The organism is Streptomyces sp. NPDC002206 (genome assembly GCF_053593595.1).
This window is the reverse complement of the sequence record NZ_JBSFCW010000043.1, coordinates 1-18565: the sequence shown is the minus strand read 5'-3', so window position 1 is coordinate 18565 and position 18565 is coordinate 1. Positions and strand designations below refer to the sequence as shown.

The 18565-nt window shown below is 68.8% G+C and carries 14 protein-coding genes and 1 pseudogene; 7 read left to right on the top strand and 8 right to left on the bottom strand.

Annotated features, from left to right (window positions below; translation table 11 throughout):
• Window positions 1–4: 4 nt before the first annotated feature.
• The 4 genes from ACWCP8_RS37045 to ACWCP8_RS37030 all read right to left on the bottom strand — a co-directional run bounded on the left by ACWCP8_RS37045 (window position 5) and on the right by ACWCP8_RS37030 (window position 2059).
• Window positions 5–652, bottom strand: a complete 648-nt coding sequence (locus tag ACWCP8_RS37045) for a Fic family protein (protein WP_451120733.1) — start codon at window positions 650–652, stop codon at window positions 5–7.
• A gap of 82 nt (window positions 653–734) precedes the next feature.
• Complete coding sequence (locus tag ACWCP8_RS37040) at window positions 735–1283, bottom strand: hypothetical protein (protein WP_451120731.1); 549 nt, start codon at window positions 1281–1283, stop codon at window positions 735–737.
• Between the two features lie 253 nt (window positions 1284–1536).
• Window positions 1537–1764 (bottom strand): hypothetical protein, encoded by a 228-nt coding sequence (locus ACWCP8_RS37035; RefSeq protein WP_451120729.1) that lies wholly within the window; start codon window positions 1762–1764, stop codon window positions 1537–1539.
• Window positions 1765–1819: 55 nt separating this feature from the next.
• Window positions 1820–2059, bottom strand: coding sequence for a putative PEP-binding protein (locus tag ACWCP8_RS37030; RefSeq protein WP_451120763.1), 240 nt, complete (start codon window positions 2057–2059; stop codon window positions 1820–1822).
• Between the two features lie 36 nt (window positions 2060–2095).
• Between ACWCP8_RS37030 and ACWCP8_RS37025 the strand changes: the two are divergent.
• Window positions 2096–2622 (top strand): annotated as a pseudogene (locus tag ACWCP8_RS37025) (transposase); the annotation flags it as partial.
• Between the two features lie 243 nt (window positions 2623–2865).
• On the opposite strand, the gene ACWCP8_RS37020 reads toward ACWCP8_RS37025, so the two are convergent.
• Window positions 2866–5235 (bottom strand): SpoIIE family protein phosphatase, encoded by a 2370-nt coding sequence (locus tag ACWCP8_RS37020; protein WP_451120727.1) that lies wholly within the window; start codon window positions 5233–5235, stop codon window positions 2866–2868.
• A 621-nt stretch (window positions 5236–5856) separates the two neighbouring features.
• On the bottom strand, window positions 5857–6492 hold the full coding sequence (locus ACWCP8_RS37015; protein ID WP_451120725.1) for a TetR/AcrR family transcriptional regulator: 636 nt from the start codon (window positions 6490–6492) through the stop codon (window positions 5857–5859).
• Between the two features lie 245 nt (window positions 6493–6737).
• On the opposite strand from ACWCP8_RS37015, the gene ACWCP8_RS37010 reads away from it, so the two are divergent.
• Together ACWCP8_RS37010 and ACWCP8_RS37005 are read left to right on the top strand one after the other, a co-directional pair.
• Window positions 6738–9953: a bifunctional cytochrome P450/NADPH--P450 reductase gene (locus tag ACWCP8_RS37010; RefSeq protein ID WP_451120723.1), complete on the top strand. Its 3216-nt coding sequence runs from the start codon at window positions 6738–6740 to the stop codon at window positions 9951–9953.
• 133 nt (window positions 9954–10086) lie between these two features.
• Window positions 10087–11133 (top strand): zinc-binding dehydrogenase, encoded by a 1047-nt coding sequence (locus tag ACWCP8_RS37005; protein ID WP_451120721.1) that lies wholly within the window; start codon window positions 10087–10089, stop codon window positions 11131–11133.
• 116 nt (window positions 11134–11249) lie between these two features.
• On the opposite strand, the gene ACWCP8_RS37000 is transcribed toward ACWCP8_RS37005, so the two are convergent.
• Together ACWCP8_RS37000 and ACWCP8_RS36995 are read right to left on the bottom strand one after the other, a co-directional pair.
• The gene (locus ACWCP8_RS37000; protein WP_451120719.1) at window positions 11250–11696 is read right to left on the bottom strand and encodes a LuxR C-terminal-related transcriptional regulator; all 447 of its coding nucleotides are present in this window, start codon (window positions 11694–11696) and stop codon (window positions 11250–11252) included.
• A gap of 187 nt (window positions 11697–11883) precedes the next feature.
• Window positions 11884–12519, bottom strand: coding sequence for a TetR/AcrR family transcriptional regulator (locus tag ACWCP8_RS36995; protein WP_451120717.1), 636 nt, complete (start codon window positions 12517–12519; stop codon window positions 11884–11886).
• A 136-nt stretch (window positions 12520–12655) separates the two neighbouring features.
• Between ACWCP8_RS36995 and ACWCP8_RS36990 the strand changes: the two genes are divergently transcribed.
• Genes ACWCP8_RS36990 through ACWCP8_RS36975 form a run of 4 tightly spaced genes read left to right on the top strand, consistent with a single transcriptional unit; the run spans window position 12656 to window position 18382 of the window.
• The gene (locus ACWCP8_RS36990; RefSeq protein ID WP_451120715.1) at window positions 12656–13801 is read left to right on the top strand and encodes a VOC family protein; all 1146 of its coding nucleotides are present in this window, start codon (window positions 12656–12658) and stop codon (window positions 13799–13801) included.
• Entirely contained in the window at window positions 13798–14736 is a 939-nt protein-coding gene (locus ACWCP8_RS36985; protein WP_451120713.1) for a fumarylacetoacetate hydrolase family protein, read from the top strand. The genes ACWCP8_RS36990 and ACWCP8_RS36985 overlap by 4 nt, the downstream gene beginning before the upstream one ends.
• The gene (gene mhpA, locus ACWCP8_RS36980) at window positions 14733–16367 is read left to right on the top strand and encodes a bifunctional 3-(3-hydroxy-phenyl)propionate/3-hydroxycinnamic acid hydroxylase MhpA (protein WP_451120712.1); all 1635 of its coding nucleotides are present in this window, start codon (window positions 14733–14735) and stop codon (window positions 16365–16367) included. Before ACWCP8_RS36985 ends, mhpA begins: the two co-directional genes overlap by 4 nt.
• Complete coding sequence (locus tag ACWCP8_RS36975) at window positions 16364–18382, top strand: acetoacetate--CoA ligase (RefSeq protein WP_451120710.1); 2019 nt, start codon at window positions 16364–16366, stop codon at window positions 18380–18382. Before mhpA ends, ACWCP8_RS36975 begins: the two co-directional genes overlap by 4 nt.
• The last annotated feature ends 183 nt before the right edge of the window (window positions 18383–18565 follow it).

The window sequence follows — 18565 nt, the reverse complement described above, 5'->3', positions numbered from 1 at the left end:
GCGCTCACGTGCGGGGAGTCTCTCCGGCGCCACGTCCCTGGGGCGAGCGGTGATCATCCGGGGACGGCGGTGATACCGGTGCCCGCCGCGGCCTTTCACCGCACATGGCAGGGGCGGCGGCCCGGCGGTGGGATGCGCGGATGAGGACTGCGACCAGGGCTGCGAGGTCTGCGGCGCCGGCCGGGTCGTCCGCGTAGCGAGTGGTCTGCAAGGGAGCCACTTGGTCCAGCCGCACTCCGTCGAGGTCCAGGACATAGGCCAGGGTCAGCAGCGCCAAGCGCGCGTTTCCGTCCGGGAAGGGATGGAAGAAGGCCACGTCGAGATACGCCCTGGCTGCGCGGGCTGCCAGGGGAAGTGCCGGGTCGGTGCTCTGCTGCAGGCAGCGGGCGAAGTCAGGCCACGTGGATGGTGTGAGCCCGTAGCGCTCACGGCCGCCTTTGGCGAAGGCATCACCGTCCCGGAAGGTGATCTCGGATCTGCCGAGGACAATCCGCTGCCAGCCGGCGAGCAGAGCCGGGGTGAGGGCGCGTCGGTGAGCGGCGTCGATGCGGGCCAGGGCGTTCGCGTCTAGCAGCCGCTCGGCGCGTTGCGGGCACCGGTGCCGGACCTCACCGTCGAACCAGCCTGTGAGCCCGTCGACGGCCGGTGCCACGGGAATTTGGGTCCCGGCACCGGCCAACGCCCAGTCGACCCTATCCCTGACCGTGCACCAGACGGCGAGGGAGTCAAGGGAGTCAGTAGTCACGGAACGGTCGATGCCCGGTCACGCCGAACCCGAGATCCTCACCGACGGCGTCGACCAGGACGGAACTCGGCTCGGCCCAGCTCTTGAAGCGCCCGCCGATAGCGCCCTTCACCATCTCGGACGCTTCCTCCCCTTCCAGGCCCACCGAGGAGAGATACCACGTCAGCACGCGTTCACAGAGCATGTGCCAGCCGCTCTCGGTACAGGTCCGGTCCACGACCAGGGTCACCAGCCGGGTTGCTGCTCGCTGGACGTGCCAGCTGCGGTCCTCCGCGTCCGCATCGGCTGCCGGAGCGAGCTCGGCGAAGCGCTCGGCCAGTTCTTCCAGCCAGTCGCGCCACTCCAGGAGTGAGGCCACGACGTTGGCGGTCGCGGCCTCGGGGCCGTCCCGCAGCGAACAAGGATCACAGCACCAAGCGGTGACGACGCCGCCGCCACCGCCCTCGCCGAACGCCCAGTGCCATCCGCAGGCCCACCGGTCGTAGCGGTCGACCAGGAGGTTTGTCACCAGTTTGACGAAGCCGTCCCGGTTCGCCATGGCGCGAATCAGCGCCGTGACCTGTGCCTCCTCATCACTGTTCCAGGTGAAGGCGTGATGGTCAGGGTCAACGGCGGACCATGGCAGCAGGCGCGGGATCAGGTCCCAGTTGATGGACGTGGTGTTCCTCCGATAATCCGTCCGGTCGGTGCAACCGGCCGATGCTGCCAGGACCGCGCGGCTCCTGTCATCTGAATATCCAGCGAGTCCCATCCCCGTTGATCACGGTGACGAGTCAGCCCACGCCGGCCGTTCACCAGCAGGGCGAGTCGGCGAAGGAAGCTGAGCACATTCGCATGTACGTGGTTGGGCACCTTTCCCTGTACGCCGACAACTGCCCCTCCTGGCTGGTCACCTCGATCGGAATCGGGTGGACGTCGGGCATCGGCCGCCATACCGGGAAGCGGGGGAAGTCGGTTCCGAACCAGTCCATGAGGTCGGGGAAGAGGCTGCGCCTGCGCTCCATCTGGGTTCCGGACATGGTGTCCTCCATCTCCAGCGCCTTGGCGGCGCCTTCTGCGGTGCCGGATTCAGTTTCAGTGGCTGGACGTCAGGTCCACTTGGGACGACTCGGTCCTGAATGGGACCGTTCGGCCCTCCCTGTGCAGGTTCGTTTCGGCAGCAGCCACCTGCTGCTTCACCGCGGCAAAGCTGTCCGGTGCCACGGAAATCGAGTCGATACCGGTCTTCACCAGGAATTCTGTGAAGGCGGGGTCGTCGCTGGGACGCTGGCCGCAGAGGCCGACCGTGCGGCCGGCGGCCTGGGCGCGCGGCACAAGGGTCTGGATGCTGCGCGTGACCGCGGGGTCGGTCTCGCCGAGCTGACCGGCATGGTCAATCTGGACGGCTACCCGGCCGGCACCCGCATCATCGTGCGCCGCGAGCGGCCGCACCCCGGAGCCCAACTGTCCCTGTTCGACCAGGACGAGGGCCTACGGCATCAGGTGTTCCTCACCGACACCCCGTACTCCGGTGGCGGTTCCGCCCAGTTCCTGAAGGTCCGCCACCGCGGACATGCCACCGTCGAGGACCACATCCGGAGCGGCAAGACCACCGGCTTCGGCCGCTTCCCCTCCCGCCACTTCGGCATCAACACCGTCTGGCTCGAACTCAGCCTCGCCGCGATCGACCTGCTCGCCTGGACCGTGTCCTGCTACTGGACGGGGAGCTGGCCACGGCTGAGCCGAAGAAGCTCCGCTACCGGCTACTGCACGTCGCCGCCCGCCTCACCCGCGGCAGCCGACGCCTCCACCTCCGAATATCGGCGACCTGGCCCTGGAGACACGAACTGGCCACGGCATTCCACCGCCTCGCCGCACTGCCCCGACCCGCCAGCTGACCAGCAAACCCCCGTTCGCCCACGACCCGAAAGAACCCGGAGAACCCGACCACCGCGCCGGGACTCCGACCTGCCCAAGCACCGAAATCACGTCGGCCACCCAACAGTTGGCGATCAGCGACGCCGCCTCAGCCCAACCGAAACGGCGAGGTCAGGCGGGCGCGCAGCGACTCTCACTGCGCAGGAGCCGCGCTCACCTCGTCGCCGCCTGCAGCACAACGAGGGGGCCACAGTTCAGTGTGGCTACTCGATGAGCTGCTCGGCCCAGATCGTCTTGCCGCCTGGGGTGTAGCGGCAGCCCCAGCGCATGGCGAGCTGGGCGACGAGGAACAGGCCGCGTCCTCCCTCGTCGGTGGTTGCGGCACGCCGCAGGCGAGGCTGGGTGGGACTGGAGTCGGTGACCTCGCAGATTAGAACGTCGTGACGAATCAGACGCAGTTCCGCAGGCGGACGGCCATAGCGGATGGCGTTGGTCACTAGTTCGCTGACGATGAGTTCGGTGGTGAACAGGAGGTCATCCAGCCCCCACCTGGTGAGTTGGCGGGTTGTCCATGCTCGGGCCTCGGAGACGGCGGCAGGATCGGCCGGGATCTGCCACTGAGCGGTGTCCTTCGTCGGGACGGCGCGGGTGCGGGCCAGCAGCAGGGCCGCGTCGTCGCGCGGCGTCTGGTCAGCCAGGTTGGCGAGGAGAGACGCGCCGGTTTCGTCCAGAGGGTGCTCCGGCCGGCAGGTCGCGGCGAGAGTGTCCATCAGGTGCCGCAGCCCTTGGCCGATGTCGTCGCCCTCCCGTTCGATCAGCCCGTCGGTATAGAGGGCGAGGACGCTACCTGGCTCGAGGTCGATCGTGGTGGTCTCATACGGCATGCCGCCGATGGCGAGTGGCGGTCCCGGGGAGACCTCAACCACCTCGACGGTCCCGTCGGGCCGGACCAGGACGGGCGGCGGATGCCCGGCACTGGCCAGGGTGCAGCATTGAGTGACTGGGTCGTAGACGGCGTACAGGCACGTGGCGCCGACGGTGTCCTGGTCTGCCGGTGGGGCTTCGGTCGCAAGGCGCTGGACCAAGTCCGCGATCCGGGTGAGCAGCTCGTCGGGCTCGAGTTCGAGGTCCGCGAGCGTCTGGATGGCGGCGCGCAGGCGTCCCATGGTGGCGCTCGCGGGCATGCCATGGCCGACGACATCCCCGGCAACAAGGGCCAGCCGGAGAGAAGGCAAAGCAATGGCATCGAACCAGTCGCCGCCGATCTCCGCTCCACCGCCCGCGGGCAGGTAGACACCTGCAGTCTCGCCTGCCGGAGCGTCGGTGGTGGCCGGAGGAAGAAGACGTCGCTGCAATGCAACAGCCGCCCGGTGCTCTCGCGTGTAACGGCGGGCATTGTCGATGGCGAGGGCGCCCCTCGATGCGATCTGAGCCATGAGATCCGCCTCGTCCTCAGTGAACGGAACGGATGAGCCGACGCGCCAGACGGACACATCGCCGAGCGTGAGGCCGCGAGCGTGCAACGGCGCCACCATCACCGAATGACAGCCCTTCGGCAGAAGGAACTCGACCAGCTGCGGATCGCCGATCACAGAGATGTACTCGTCGCCGCTGAGGATGACCGTCTCACCGTGTTGAAAACTGCGCAGGATGGGGTGATCGAGGAACGGTGGAACAGGGTCGCCGCACTCGATGCCAGCCGGCCACCCCTCGGCGGCCGGTGCCATCGCAGCGTTGCGTAGACAAAGATCTCCACCGCCCAGCCGCTTCGCGGGTTCGTCACCGTCGAATACGGCCTCCGCGAGATCGACCGCGGCGAAGTCTCCGAAGGCCGGCGCCATTACATCCGCCAGGTCCTGCGCCGTGCGCACGACATCGAGGGACCCCCCGACGCGCTCGGCCGTCTTACGAGCGAGGTCCAGGTCCCGACGAGCCCGCCATTGATCAGTGGTATCGATGTACAGCGCTACCACTCCGGTCGGTCGCCCCCGCTCGTCCTCGAGGCGGAAGGCTGACAGTGACATGGCCCGCTGCCGTGCCTGGTCGTGCCGCCACCTCACTGGCTGGTCCCTGCGGACCAACGGTGCGCCCGTGTCGAGGACCTGACGCAGGAACGCCTCAGTTTCCTCAGCGTCCCCGTCCATCAGCACGTCGCGCAGCCGGCCCCTGGGCGGCACGGAGGGACAGCCAAAGACGCCCGACACGTTGTTGCTGTGCACGATGACCAGGTCCCGATCATGCAGGGCGATTGCGATCTGGTCCTGGGAGGAAAACGCGCGCAGGAGTTCTACGCCCTGCTGTTGATCGGACACGTTCTGTGTAGGCGCTGCCACGACGAGGAGATCGGAAGACCCTGTAACCCGCGTCGCCCGGAATGTGATGGGGATGATCTCTCCAGATCGGTGGCGCAGCCGTGCCTGGCCGAATGCAGGTATCTCCGTGGCCGTATCCGCGTCGCCCGGGAGGTCGGCCAGTAGTTCCTGCACAGGGCGGCCGCAGACATCCTTGGCCGTCAGCCCCGTCAGGTCCGCCGCCGTTTCGGTCCACCCCAGCACCGTCCCCCGGCTGTCGAGTACGGCGGTTGCCAGGCCGTCGAAGGCATACGGCCAACCGCCAGGTTTCGGACTGATCATGCTCGATGTCCTCTGGCAATCCAGCGCCGGACAGTCGTTCCTTTCGTGCCCATTTTTTCACTCCACTGTCGGCTGCTGGCGAGTGGGGATCTGTGGCTGTTTGCCCAGATTATCGTGATCATCTATGTTGCGCCTTGGACGCGGGGCTGGGCGCAGGGGGCTGGACGGCGAGCCTGGCCCGCCGTAGGCGCTGTCAGTCCCTGCTGGTCTTTGGGTGGCCCCGGCCCCGGCGTCTGGCGAACCGCCACAGCGGTCTTCGCCCGTGCGCGATGGCGAGCGTCGACGGGACGGTCACCATCTGTCATCGGTGCTGCCGTGGACTGCATGGAGTCACTTCAGCCTCGCCTCGGTGCGGGTGGCGAAGGTGTGCCGGTGGACGTACTCGACCGTGAGGAGCGAGTGGAGACTGCGCGGCAGCATTGTCCGACCCGACGCGCCCCATCAACTGCACCACGCCCCAACGGCCGCAAAGGTGCTGGAACGCCTCGAACGTACCTTCGCTGCCGCGGACCCTGTGGAAGATGACGACGTCGACCTGGTTCGGATGCCGGCGAGGGGGAATCTGCGACCACGCGTAGTCCGAGCTCGCGCGCCCACGGGCCTGCCCCAGGCCGCAATGCCTCAGGACTCAATGGCTGGCACCCTGGCGTCACGATTGGCGGCGAGTCGGCTTTCCAGGCCCGTGATGATCGTGTCCAGCACCAGGCGGAACATGCGGTCCTCGTCAGGGGCTCCGTCCGGGGGCCCGCCTTCGCCGTCTTCGCCGAAAACGGGGGCGGCGGGCTTGAGGTTCGACCACTGGTGAAGCGCACCGTTGAGTTCGGCGATGAGGACACCGATGACGACTGCGCACATGAGAGCGGCGATCTGCTGGATCTCTGAGGGCGGTACCCCTAGGGCATCCAGTGTCGCGATGAGCGCGGCCCAGAACGGGTCGTCGGGCTGGATGAAGTCCGGGTGGCTGAATGAGTAGGCCATGAGGTTGGGGTGGCGGTACGCCAGCGTCCGGAAATCTGTGGCGAGCAGGCGGATGCGCTCCTGCCAGGGAGCGTCCTCCAGCGTCACAGTGCGGAACTGGGCGCCGACCATCCTCGCCACTCCGCGCAGCAGGGCGTCCTTGTTCGGCACGTGGTGGTACGGCGACATCGGGTTCGCATCCAGCGCGGTCGCGAGTTTGCGCATGGTGAGCGCCTCGACCCCGTCCGCGTCGATGAGCCGTAGGGCGGCTGCATAGATCCCGGCCTCGGTCAGAGGCACGTCTCTCTTCCTTGTTCCCCGCTGGGGACGCTTCGCTTTTGTCATACGTCGTACGGTATCGGTTCCATACAGCGTACGGAAATGGGTTCGGCCACACCGTGACGGAGGAGACACTCCCGCACCCCGGGTTGCGCCCGACGTTCCATACGGCGTACGGTTCTCTTCCATACGGCGTATGTTTCTGAGGTACACCCCGACATCGACCGGCGCCCCTGCCTATCCCTCTCCACCCAAAGGAGCAAGCCATGACCACGTCGAACGACCTTCGCCCCATTCGGTCCCCGCGCGGGATACCCCTGCTCGGCCACACCCCGCAGATCCCCAGCACCAACCCGGTGGCGTACTTCGGCGAGCTGTCCAAGCAATTCCCCGAGGGCATCTACGGCATGGACATCGCCGGCATCGAGCAGGTCTTCGTCTACGACCCGGACCTGGTGGCCGAGGTCTGCGACGAGACGCGGTTCTTCAAGCAGATCGAGAAAACGCCCCTGCACCACGTCCGGGACTTCGCGGGGGCGGGCCTGTTCACGGCCCACCAGCACGAAGAGGAATGGGGCATGGCGCACCGTGTCCTCATGCCGGCCTTCAGCCAGCGGGCCATGAAGGCCTACTACGGGCAGATGCTGGAGATCGCCCAGAACCTGGTGGGCAAATGGGAGCGCAGGGAGGGTCAGTCGGTCAACATCACCGACGACTACACCCGCCTGACGCTGGACACCATCGCCCTGTCGGGTTTCGGCTTCCGGTTCCAGTCCTTCGACAAGGAGGAGCTGCACCCCTTCCTCAACGCGCTGCTGGGCGCGCTGGTGGAGTCGCTGCGGCGCTCGCAGGAGCTGCCGATGATGACCAAGTTCCGCAAGGCGGACGACAAGAAGTACCGCGCGAACATTCAGCAGATGCAGGAACTGGTCGAGAGCGTGATCAAGGAGCGCCGCCAGGGGGAGGGCAGCGGCGAGGAGGACCTTCTGGGGCTGATGCTGGAGGCCACCGACCCGGACACCGGCAAGCTGCTGGCCGACGACAACGTCCGCGACCAGGTGCTGACGTTCCTGATCGCCGGTCACGAGACCACCAGCGGCCTGCTCTCGTTCGCCACCTACTCGCTGATGCGCAACCCGCACGTCCTGGCCCAGGCCTACGCGGAGGTGGACCGGCTGCTGCCCGGCGACACCGTGCCTGACTACGACACGATCATGAAGCTGGACGTCATCCCGCGCATCCTGGACGAGACCCTGCGCCTGTGGGCTCCCATCCCGGCATTCGGCAAGGCCCCGTCGGAGGACACCGTCATCGGTGGCTGCTACGAGCTGAAGAAGGGCACCCGGGTCAACATCCTCGAGGGCCCGCTGCACACCCACCCCAAGGCGTGGGAGCGGCCCGAGGAGTTCGACATCGACCGCTGGCTGCCGGAGAACCGTGCCAAGCAGCACCCGCACGCCTACAAGCCGTTCGGCAACGGCGTACGTGCCTGCATCGGCCGGCAGTTCGCGCTCACCGAGGCCCGCCTGGCCCTCGCGCTGGTGCTACAGAAGCTCAAGTTCTCCGACACCAGCGACTACAAGATGGACGTCAAGGAGGCGCTGACGCGCAAGCCCAGCGACTTCCAGCTGGTCGTCCGTCGCCGTCAGGAACACCAGCGGACCGTCTTCGGCGCCGTGGACCTGCAGACTGACGACACGCAGGCGCAGGCCGCGGTCAGCGGTGTCGGGGTGAATCTGACCGTCGCCTACGGCTCCAGCCTTGGCTCGTGCGAGGACCTGGCGCGCACCATCGCCGACCGCGGCGAGCGCTCCGGCTTCGGCACCACCCTGACCAGCCTGGACGAGCTGGGCGACAACCTGCCCACCGAGGGCCTGCTCGTGGTCGTCGCCGCCAGCTACAACGGCAAGGCCCCCGACAATGCCCAGCGTTTCGACGACCTGATCGCCGCCGGGCTGCCCGAGGGCTCGCTGTCGAACGTGCGGCTCGCACTGCTGGGCGCCGGCAACACCCAGTGGGTGGCCACCTACCAGGCCTTCCCTACGCGGATCAACGAAGCTCTGCTGGCTGCTGGCGCCACCCCCATCATCGAGCGTGGCATCGCCGACGCCGCCGGTGACTTCGACGGCATGGCCACTCGCTGGATGGACACCTTGTGGACCACGCTGGCCGAGGAGTACGCCGCCGACACATCCGACGCGAGCGGCCCGCGCTACCAGGTCCAGCTGCTCACCGAGGCGGACGTGCGCCCCGCCATCGTCTCCGAGCAGGCCTACCCCCTCACGGTGGTGGCCAACGAGGAACTCGTGGCTGACGCGACCGGCCTGTGGGACTTCAGTCTCGAGCCGCCGCGCCCGTCGGCGAAGTCCATCACCATCGAGCTCCCCGAGGGTGTCACCTACGACACCGGCAACCACCTGGCCGTCTTCGCCAAGAACGAGCCCGTCCTGGTCAACCGCGCCCTCACCCGCCTCGGCGTCGACCGCGACCAGGTCCTGCGCCTGGACCAGCCGGCCGGCGGCCGCACCCACCTGCCGGTAGGCACCGCAGTCACCGCAGGCCTGCTCCTCACCGAGTTCCTGGAGCTGCAGGACGTGGCCACCCGCACCCAGGTGCGCATCCTGGCCGAGCACACCGAGTGCCCGTGGACCCGGCCGCAGCTGCAGGCCTATACCGCCGACACCGAGGAAGCCGAAGAGCGCTACCAGAACGAGATCCTCGGCAAGCGCATCTCCGTGCTGGGCCTCCTGGAGCGCTTCCCCGCGGTCGAACTGCCGCTGGCGGTCTTCCTGGAGATGATGGGGCCGATCCGTCCCCGCTTCTACTCCATCTCCTCCGCGCCGCTGGCCAACCCGCGCCACGTGCGCCTGACCGTGGGCCTGCTGGAAGGCCCGGCCCTGTCCGGTGACGGCCAGTACCGCGGCACCTGCTCGTCCTACATCGGCGGCCTCGAGCCCGGAGACGTCTTCTACGGCTACGTGCGGGTGCCCTCCCCGACCTTCGCCCCGCCGGCCGACCCCGCCACGCCGCTGATCCTCATCGGCCCCGGCACCGGTATCGCGCCGCTGCGCGGATTCCTGGAGGAGCGCGCCTCGCAGCAGGAGAACGGCACCGAGGTAGGCCTGTCGCAGGTCTTCGTCGGCTGCCGCCACCCGGAGCACGACTACTTCTACCGCCAGGAGATGCAGAACTGGGAGCAGTCCGGGATCGCGCAGGTCCACACCGCGTTCTCCGCGGTGGCCGGTCACCCGGCCCGGTTCGTGCAGAACGCCATCGCCAATGCCGCCGACACGGTGTGGCAGGCCATCGAAGACGGCGCGTACATCTACGTCTGCGGTGACGGCCGCCGGATGGCGCCCGCCGTGCGCGAGGCCCTGGCCGCGATCTACCGCCAGCGGACCGGCGCCGACGACGAGACAGCCCAGCAGTGGCTCGCCCAGCTCGAGGCCGACGAGCGCTACCAGCAGGACGTCTTCGCCTGACCCCCAGACCCCGGGAGGCGTGCGGCGTACCTCTCCCCCCGCACGCCTCCCGGCCACCACAAGCCCACCAGACACCACACGGCACCCATCGGCCGGAACCGGCCGAAGCGCCACTCATAGAAGGAAGATCACCATGGACACCATGCTCGCCGGACGCTTCCACCTGGACAGCAAGAAGTTCGTCGTCGAGGAGACCCCCGTCCCCGTGCCCGGACCGGGCGAGGTCCTCATCGAGGTCAAGGCCGCAGGCGTCTGCCTCTCGGACGTCCACCTCATCGACGGCACTCTGGTCCCGCAGTTCGCGACCTCCGACGTGGTCACCGTCGGCCACGAGGTTTCCGGCGTGATCCACGCCCTTGGCCCCGACCTCAAGCGCGGCCTGACCGTCGGCACCCGCGTCACCCTGGAGGCCGGCAAGACTTGCGGCCAGTGCGCCGACTGCGCGCGTCGCCGCCCCTGCACCCAGATGCGCACCGCCGGCATCGACTACGACGGCGGCTGGGCTCAGTACACCATCGCCCGCGAGGACACCCTCATCCCCATCCCCGACAACCTCCCCTTCGACCAGGCCGCCATCATCCCCGACGCGGTCTCCACCCCCTACGCCGCCGTCGTCACCACCGCGGGCGTCCGACCCGCCCAGTCCGTCGGCATCTGGGGCGTTGGCGGAGTCGGCGCGCACAACGTGCGCCTCGCCCGCCTGGTCGGCGCCGCGCCGATCATCGCCATCGACCCGCTGCCCAGCGCCCGCGAGCGGGCCCTGGATTTTGGCGCGGACTTCGCCCTGGACCCGGCTGCCCCCGACTTCGCCGACCAGGTCATGAAGGCCACCGCCGGACGAGGCCTTGACTACGCCTTCGACTGCGCCGGCGTTCCCGTCGTCCGCGAGCAGGCCGCCGCAGTGCTGGGCCTGGGCGGCTCCCTCATCCTGGTGGGCATCACGCCCAAGCCGCTCACCATCACCGAGGGGCTGACCTTCAACTACATGTGCAAGCAGGTGCGCGGCCACTACGGTGGCTCCCCCGAGTCCGTCTCCGAGCTGGTGCGACTCACCGCAGCCGGCCGCCTCGACCTGGCCCCCTCCATCACCGACCACATCCCGCTGGCCGACGCCGCCGACGCCCTCCACCGCCTGGAGAACAAGATCGGCGACCCGATCCGCCTCATCCTCGTCCCCTAACACCTGAACAGAAAGTTCATCAAGACCACCTCGGGCAGGGGTGACTGGGCGCCGGAGCTTGACAGAGCACCGGCGCCCACGGTCTTTCGCTCCCGGCCCCCTGAAACACAGGGAGTTCAGAGCCACCCGCGGCGGACCGCCTGCGCGCCCGCCTGGAATCGGGTCGTCGCCCCAAGGCGGGTGGTCAGGTCGGTGATTCGGCGGCGCAGGGTACGTTCGCTGAGGCCGAGTTGGGGGGCTATGGTCTCGTCCTTCAGCCCGGCGTGGAGCAGGTGGAGCAGAGCGCAGTCGGCCTCGCTCAGGTCGGGATGGTCATCCGTCTCCTGCTGCAGAACACGGGGGTGGCCTGCCGCCAGCTGGCGTCGAAGAGGTCGACGAGGTGTCGACCGGCGGCGACCAGTGGACCAGGGGGCGGTACTGCGCGGGACGTCGGCGCCGGCGGTGAGCGGAACGACGGCATCGCGGCGGTCGAATACCAGCAGCTTCAGCGGGACATAAGGCAGCACCCGGGCTTGTTCGCCGAGGAGCACGAGGTGCTGGAGCAGTTCAGCGCACTCAAGCATGGCCAACAGCTGGCTCGAGCAGATCGCCCGTGTCCGCACGCCCGGGCCAGCAGTTCCCTCTCGGACTTCAATGCGCTCGAGTCGGCAGTGCTGAAGCTGGCTGCCGGCCTGAGTTTGGGGCCTCCGCCATCCAGTGCGAGCACACAGGGGCCCGGAGGCTTCTGGACGCAGGCCGGTCCCTGAGCTGTCAGTCGAGGGCGGGCAGGGAACGCCGGGTGACCTCATGGGCGTCGTCCGGCGGGAGGCCGAGCATGCGCAAGACCATTTCGGCCAGGTCGGAGGCGGTCTCGTCGCCGTCGAGGTCCGGGCGGGCCAGCCTCAGCGCCACGAGGGACAGCAGGGTCCCGCCCAGGGCGGACAGGGCAGTGGTCGCGCTGCTGCAGGTGAAGCGGCCCGAGGCGATGCCGATCTCCAGGTCGCGCAGGGCTCGCGGTGACAAGCCACGGTCCGCGTGAATGTGGGCCAGACCGCGATCACGCAGGATCCGCATGAGTTCCGGGTGAGAGTCGGCCATCCGGGCGGTGAGCCGGAAGCCCGCGGCAACTAGTTCGGCCGGATCTTCGATCCCTTCGACACGGTCGTCGATGACCTGCCCGAACTCCTCCAGGGCGTCCGTCACCGCGGCGTCGAACAGCTCCGTCTTGGACTCGAAGTGGTTGTAGAAGGAGCCGAAACCCACGTCTGCGCGCTCGGCGATGGCCTGGATGCTGGCGCTGGTGTCCCCGGTCTCCGCGAGGATCTGCCGGGCCGCGCGGACGAGCGCCTGCCGGGTCTCGGCGCGGCGCCGCTCGAAGCGGTTCTTGGTCGGGGCTGACGTCGGCATACGGCGAGTGTAACAACCGTCACGATCAGTCTGCCATTACTGATGAGATCATCAATTATTTGGCTCGAACCCATTGACGATGAGCAAGGCAAAGTTGATGATTTCCTCATTACGGCAATGTTGCTTGGAGGACACCATGTCCCACACCCCCGTTAACAGGGCCGCTCCCCCGACGCCCCACCAAGACCTACACAGTGAGCAGGGCGCCCTGCGCGGAGAGCACCCCGGACGTTCCCGAAATCCCGTGATCAAGGTGGCGGATCTGGCCTGGCTGGAGTTCGAGAAGCCGGACCTGGACCAGGCCGAGGTGTTCGCGCGTGACTTCGGGTTCGCGATCGCCGCCCGCACCGAGAAGGAGCTGTGGCTGCGCGGCACGTTCGCGGGCTCACCCTGCATGGTCATCCGGCTGGGGCGTGCGTCCCGGTTCATCGGGCCGGCGTTCCGCGCGGCCGAGCGGGCCGACCTGGACCGGCTCGCCCGCGCCACCGGCAGTACCGTGCGGGACATCGACGTACCTGGCGGTGGGCAGTCGGTCGCCCTGCTCGATCCCTCGGGCCTGGCGGTCCGGGTCGTGTACTGCGCCGAGCCGCTGCCCGCGCTGCCCGAGCAGCAGCCGCTGATCCTCAACTTCGGCACCGAGCCCCGTCGTACGAACGTCACCCAGCGTCCGCCCCGTGAGCCGTCCCGTATCCAGCGGCTGGGCCATGTGGTGCTGGAGACTCGGGTGTTTGCCCGCACCCTGAACTGGTACCTGGACACCCTCGGGATGATCGTGTCCGACTTCCTGTTCCTGGACGGGCAGCGCGGGCGCGGGCCGACCATGGCGTTCATCCGGTGCGACCAGGGAGGCGTGGCCGTCGATCACCACACGCTGGCCCTGCACCTGGGACCCGGAACCGGCTATGTCCACTCCGCCTACCAGGTCACCGACCTCGACGCGATCGCCGTCGGCGGTGAGTACCTTGCCGAGCGCGGCTACCGGCGCAGCTGGGGGATCGGCCGGCACATCCAGGGCAGCCAGCTCTTCGACTACTGGCGCGACCCCGACCACTTCATGCTGGAGCACTTCGCCGACGGCGACCTGTTCTCCTGCGACCTCGAACCGGGCTGGGCGCCGATGTCGGGGAGCGGCCTAGCCCAGTGGGGCCCGCCGGTCACCCGCGACTTCCTGGGCACAAACCCGTCTCCCGCCAAGCTCCGCGAGGTCATGACGGCCCTGCGCGACGACAACGAACTCGACCCCGCACGCCTGCTGGGCCTGATGAAAGCGATGAGCTCATGAGCACCAACGTTATGCGCACCACCGACGGCTGGTGGGTCGTCCGGGACGAGCGCGCCGTCCGTATCAAGACCAAGGCAGTCACCACTGTCGATCTGCTCGCCGACCGGGACGCGGTCCGCAAGGCCGCCACCTCCGCCGAGAGCGGCACGCCCGTCGCCGACCTGGTGGCCCTGCCTCCGGTCACGACCCCCTGCCGGGTGGTCGCCCAAATGGTCAACTACCACAGCCACGCCAAGGATTCGGGCTTCACCGGCGACATCCCGCCCACCTTCTTCCGCAAGGCATCCGGCTCCGTCAGCGGCCCGCACGAGGAGATCGTCCGCCCCTCACACGTAAAGTTCCTCGATTACGAGGTGGAACTCGCCCTCGTCATGGGCGCGCCTCTGCCCGTGGGCACCGTGGTGGAAGAGAGTGACCTGCCGCGCTACGTCGCCGGTCTCGTCCTGACCAACGACGTCAGTGCCCGCGACGTCCAGTTGACCAAGACCCAGTTCTACGAGAGCAAGTCCTATCCAACTTTCACACCGACGGGTCCGTACCTGGCCCTGCTGGAACCTGAGGACTTCGCCCACCTGGTCAACCTGCGGCTGCGGTTGTCGGTCAACGGCGCGCCGCGCCAGGACCGCACGCTCGCTGACATGATCGTACGACCCGCGCAGGCCCTCACCCTGCTCGCCCGCTTCCAGACCCTCGACCCGGGTGACCTGCTGCTGACCGGCACGCCCGGCGGCACGGCCCTGAAAGCCCCGCCCAAGTCTGTCGAGAAGATCGCAGCACTGCTGCCGCCCGCGATGAAGTGGAAGGCGTTCTTCAACAGCCAGGCCAAAAACCCCCGTTACCTGCGTAATGGTGATCTGATCACCGCCACGATCGCTACCCCGGACGGGCGGATCGACCTCGGCGAGCAGCGGACCTCTGTGACGGGCACCCCATGAGCGCCGCATCCCGGACACCAGTGGTGATCATCGGTGCGGGACCCGTGGGGGTCACGGCCGCTCTCCTGCTCGCCCGGCGCGGAGTACACAGCGTTGTCCTGGAGCGCCACCGGGACGTCTACCCCTTGCCGCGTGCCGTTGTCGTGGACGACGAGGTCCGCCGGATCCTGCAGAGTGTCGGCGTCCACGAGGAATTCGCCGCCCTCGCCCGCCCGGCACGCGGGCTCCGGCTGCTGGACGCCCGGCACCGCGTGATCGCTGAATTCGCGCGGTCCCCGCAGGGACATCACGGCTTCCCGCAGACCAGCATGTTCGACCAGCCCGAGCTGGAACACCTGCTGCGCGACGCCCTGGCGAACCGCCCGGAGTGTGAGCTGCGGGGCGGGGTGGAGGTCGTTTCCGTCAGCCAGAACGCCGATGGAGCAAAGGGTTCGGCTGGTCCGGTCCGGGTCACCTTCCGCCGCGACGGCAGCGACGAGGACGAGCACCTTTGGGCCGATGCCGTCCTCGGCTGCGATGGCTCGGGCAGCGTCACCCGCGACGCCATCGGCGCCACATGGGAGGACCTGCACTTCGAGGAGAGCTGGCGAGTCATCGACGTGCGCACCAGCCGCCGGGTGCGCAGCTGGGAAGGCGCCGAGCAGATCTGCTGCCCCACCCAGCCGGCCACTTTCATGCGCGTCGGCGAAGACCGCTACCGCTGGGAGTTCCGGCTGCCCGACGATCAGCACCTGGACGGTCCGGACGGGCTGGAGCGCCTGCGCGAGCTGGTCGCCCCCTGGGTGGACCTGCCGTCTGATGCCTCCCCTGGCGACGACTTCGAGGTGATCCGGCAGGCGCAGTACACCTTCCGCGCCCGCCTCGCCGACCGGTGGCGCCGGGGACGCGTCTTCCTGCTGGGCGACGCCGCCCACCTCACCCCGCCCTTCATCGGGCAGGGGCTGTGCACGGGCCTGCGCGACGCCCACAACCTCACCTGGAAACTCGCCCGGGTCCTCCAACAAGGCGCAGACGAAGGGCTGCTGGACACCTACGAGCACGAGCGCAAGCCGCACGCCCGCCACGTGATCCGCGTCGCGGTCGCCGTCGGCTGGGCCATGACCGGCGGCCAGGACCGCGCCGCAGCGCTCCGCCGGGCCGTCGTGGGCGCAGCGTGTCGCATCCCCGGCGTGACCGCGGCGGTGAGCCGCGACCTCAGCCCCGCCCTGGCCGCCGGTCCGCTGGTACGGCGCCGCCCCCGGCTGACCGGCCGCGTGCTGGCCGGCACCTTCTGCCCGCAGCCCTGGGTTCAGCGCGACGGCAGGCGAGTGCGCCTCGATGACGTCCTCGGGGACTCCTTCGCCGTCCTGACCGCCGTGCCGCCCACCCCGCAGGTGACGGCTGTGGCCACGGCACTGGGCGCATCCACGATTCACATCGACGACCTGGGCGACGACGGCACCCTGGCCACCTGGCTGGCACGCGGCCGAGCCGACGCCGTCCTGCTGCGCCCCGACCGCGCCGTGATGGACACCGTCCCCATCGGCACCGGCGACTTCACGGACACCGCCGTCTGGGCTCCCCTGCTCCACACGGCCCGCCATATCGCCGATGCCCGGCCCGTCCCTCCGCCGAGGAGCCCTACACCATGACCACCCTGCACCCCACGCCGCATCCGGAACCTTTCTTCACCCCCGCCCCGAAGACGGCCGCCCGCAGCCGTATCGCGGACTTCGCCCGATGGGCGGCCCGCCACCAGGGCACCGAAGGGATCCAGGACCCCACCGACTACCAAGCTCTGTACCACTGGTCCGTCACCGACCTGGAAGGGTTCTGGGAGACGGTGTGGGAGTACTTCGCCGTCGACGCGACGACCGGGTACGAGCGGGTGCTGGCCGAGGAGACCATGCCCGGCGCCCGCTGGTTCCCCGGCGCTACGCTCAATTACGCTCACCACGCGCTGCGCAATTTGCAGCCGGACGCTCCCGCGATCACCGCGCTGGACGAGACCGGAGCCTGCTACGAGATCACGGGCCGTGAGCTGCGCGCCCGGGTCGCCTCGGTCGCAGCCACCCTGCGTGACCTGGGCGTCGGACAGGGCGACCGGGTGGTGGGTTACCTGCCCAATACTCCCCACGCCGTCATCGCCTTCCTCGCCACCGCCAGTCTCGGCGCGGTGTGGTCGGTGTGCGGCCAGGACTACGCACCCAAGGCCGCCGCCGACCGCTTCGCTCAGCTCGAACCCACGGTGTTGATCACCGCGGACGGCTACCGCTTCAACGGCACCGCACACGACCGCCGGACCGCCTCGCTCGAACTGGCCCGCGCCTTGCCCACGCTGAAGGCCACGGTGCGCGTGGAGCACGTGGGCCTTGCCTGGCCCAAGGGCGGGCACCCGGGGCTGACGGTGCCCTGGGAGGACGCGGCCACCCGCACCGAGGACCTCTCTTTTGCCCAGGTGCCGTTCGACCACCCTCTTTGGGTGGTGTTCTCCTCCGGCACCACCGGCCTGCCCAAGGGCATCGTCCATGGCCACGGCGGGGTCCTGCTCGAGCACTTCAAGATCCTCGGTCTGCACACCGATCTGGGCGTCGGGGACCGCCTGCTGTGGTACACCACGACCCACTGGATGATGTGGAACCTGGTCGTCTCCACCCTGCTGACCGGTGCCACCACGTGCACCTATGACGGCAGCCCGGCGCCGCTTGCGCGACCGGACATCCTGTGGGAGTTGGCGGACCGCCACAAGGTCACCGTCTTCGGCACCAGCCCCCAGTACCTGCTGGCCATGGCCAAGCTGGGCATCGAACCCTCCGTGCACGACGTGTCGGCCATACGCGTCATCGGCTCCACCGGCTCCGCCCTGCCCGCATCCGCCTACCCCTGGGTCCGCGACCACGTGGGCGCGGGCATCCAGCTGGCGTCCACCAGCGGCGGTACGGACGTCGTCTCCGCCTTCGCCGGCAGCGCCCCCACGACCCCCGTCTGGGAAGGGGAGTTGTCGGCCCCCAACCTGGGCGTGGCGCTGGCCGCCTACGATGCCACGGGCACCCCTGTCCTCGACCAGGTCGGCGAACTGGTCGTCACCCGACCCATGCCGTCCATGCCGCTGTACTTCTGGAACGACCCCGACGGCAGCCGGTACCGCAACGCCTACTTCGGGGCCTACCCCGGTGTGTGGAGCCACGGCGACTGGATCACTCTCACCTCACACGGCTCGGTGATCGTCCACGGCCGCTCCGACGCCACCCTCAACCGCAACGGTGTGCGCATGGGCAGCGCCGACATCCACGACGTCGTCGAACGCCTCCCGGAGATCACCGAGGCCCTCGTCATAGGCGCGGAGGAACCCGACGGCGGCTACTGGATGCCGCTCTTCGTGGTCCTCGCCGACGGGGTCGGCCTGGACGAATCCCTGCGCGACCGGATCCGCGACGCGATCCGCGACGGCGCCTCACCCCGCCATGTCCCCGACGAGATCCTCGCCGTACCGGCCCTCCCGCACACGAAGACCGGAAAGAAGCTCGAGGTTCCCGTCAAGCGCCTGCTTCAGGGCGTCCCCGCCCAGCAGGTCCTCAACCCCGCGGCGGTCGACAACCCCGACCTGATCGCCTACTTCGCCCGCCTGGGCGCGGAGCGGAACAAGCGGTCAACACGCCTCACATGACGTCGGCCAGGGGGCCACTGGCCCAGGTGACAGCACCGGGTCCTTGTGCCCCGCCCGGCTCCGCAAACCCCGTCCCCACCGCGTGGTGCCGGGGCGGGACTTCGGGCGAACGGCAGGGCGACCCAGAGCCAGACCACGGCGGTGAGTGTTCTACGACTGCTGGTGTGCACGGGTCTTCCTCTC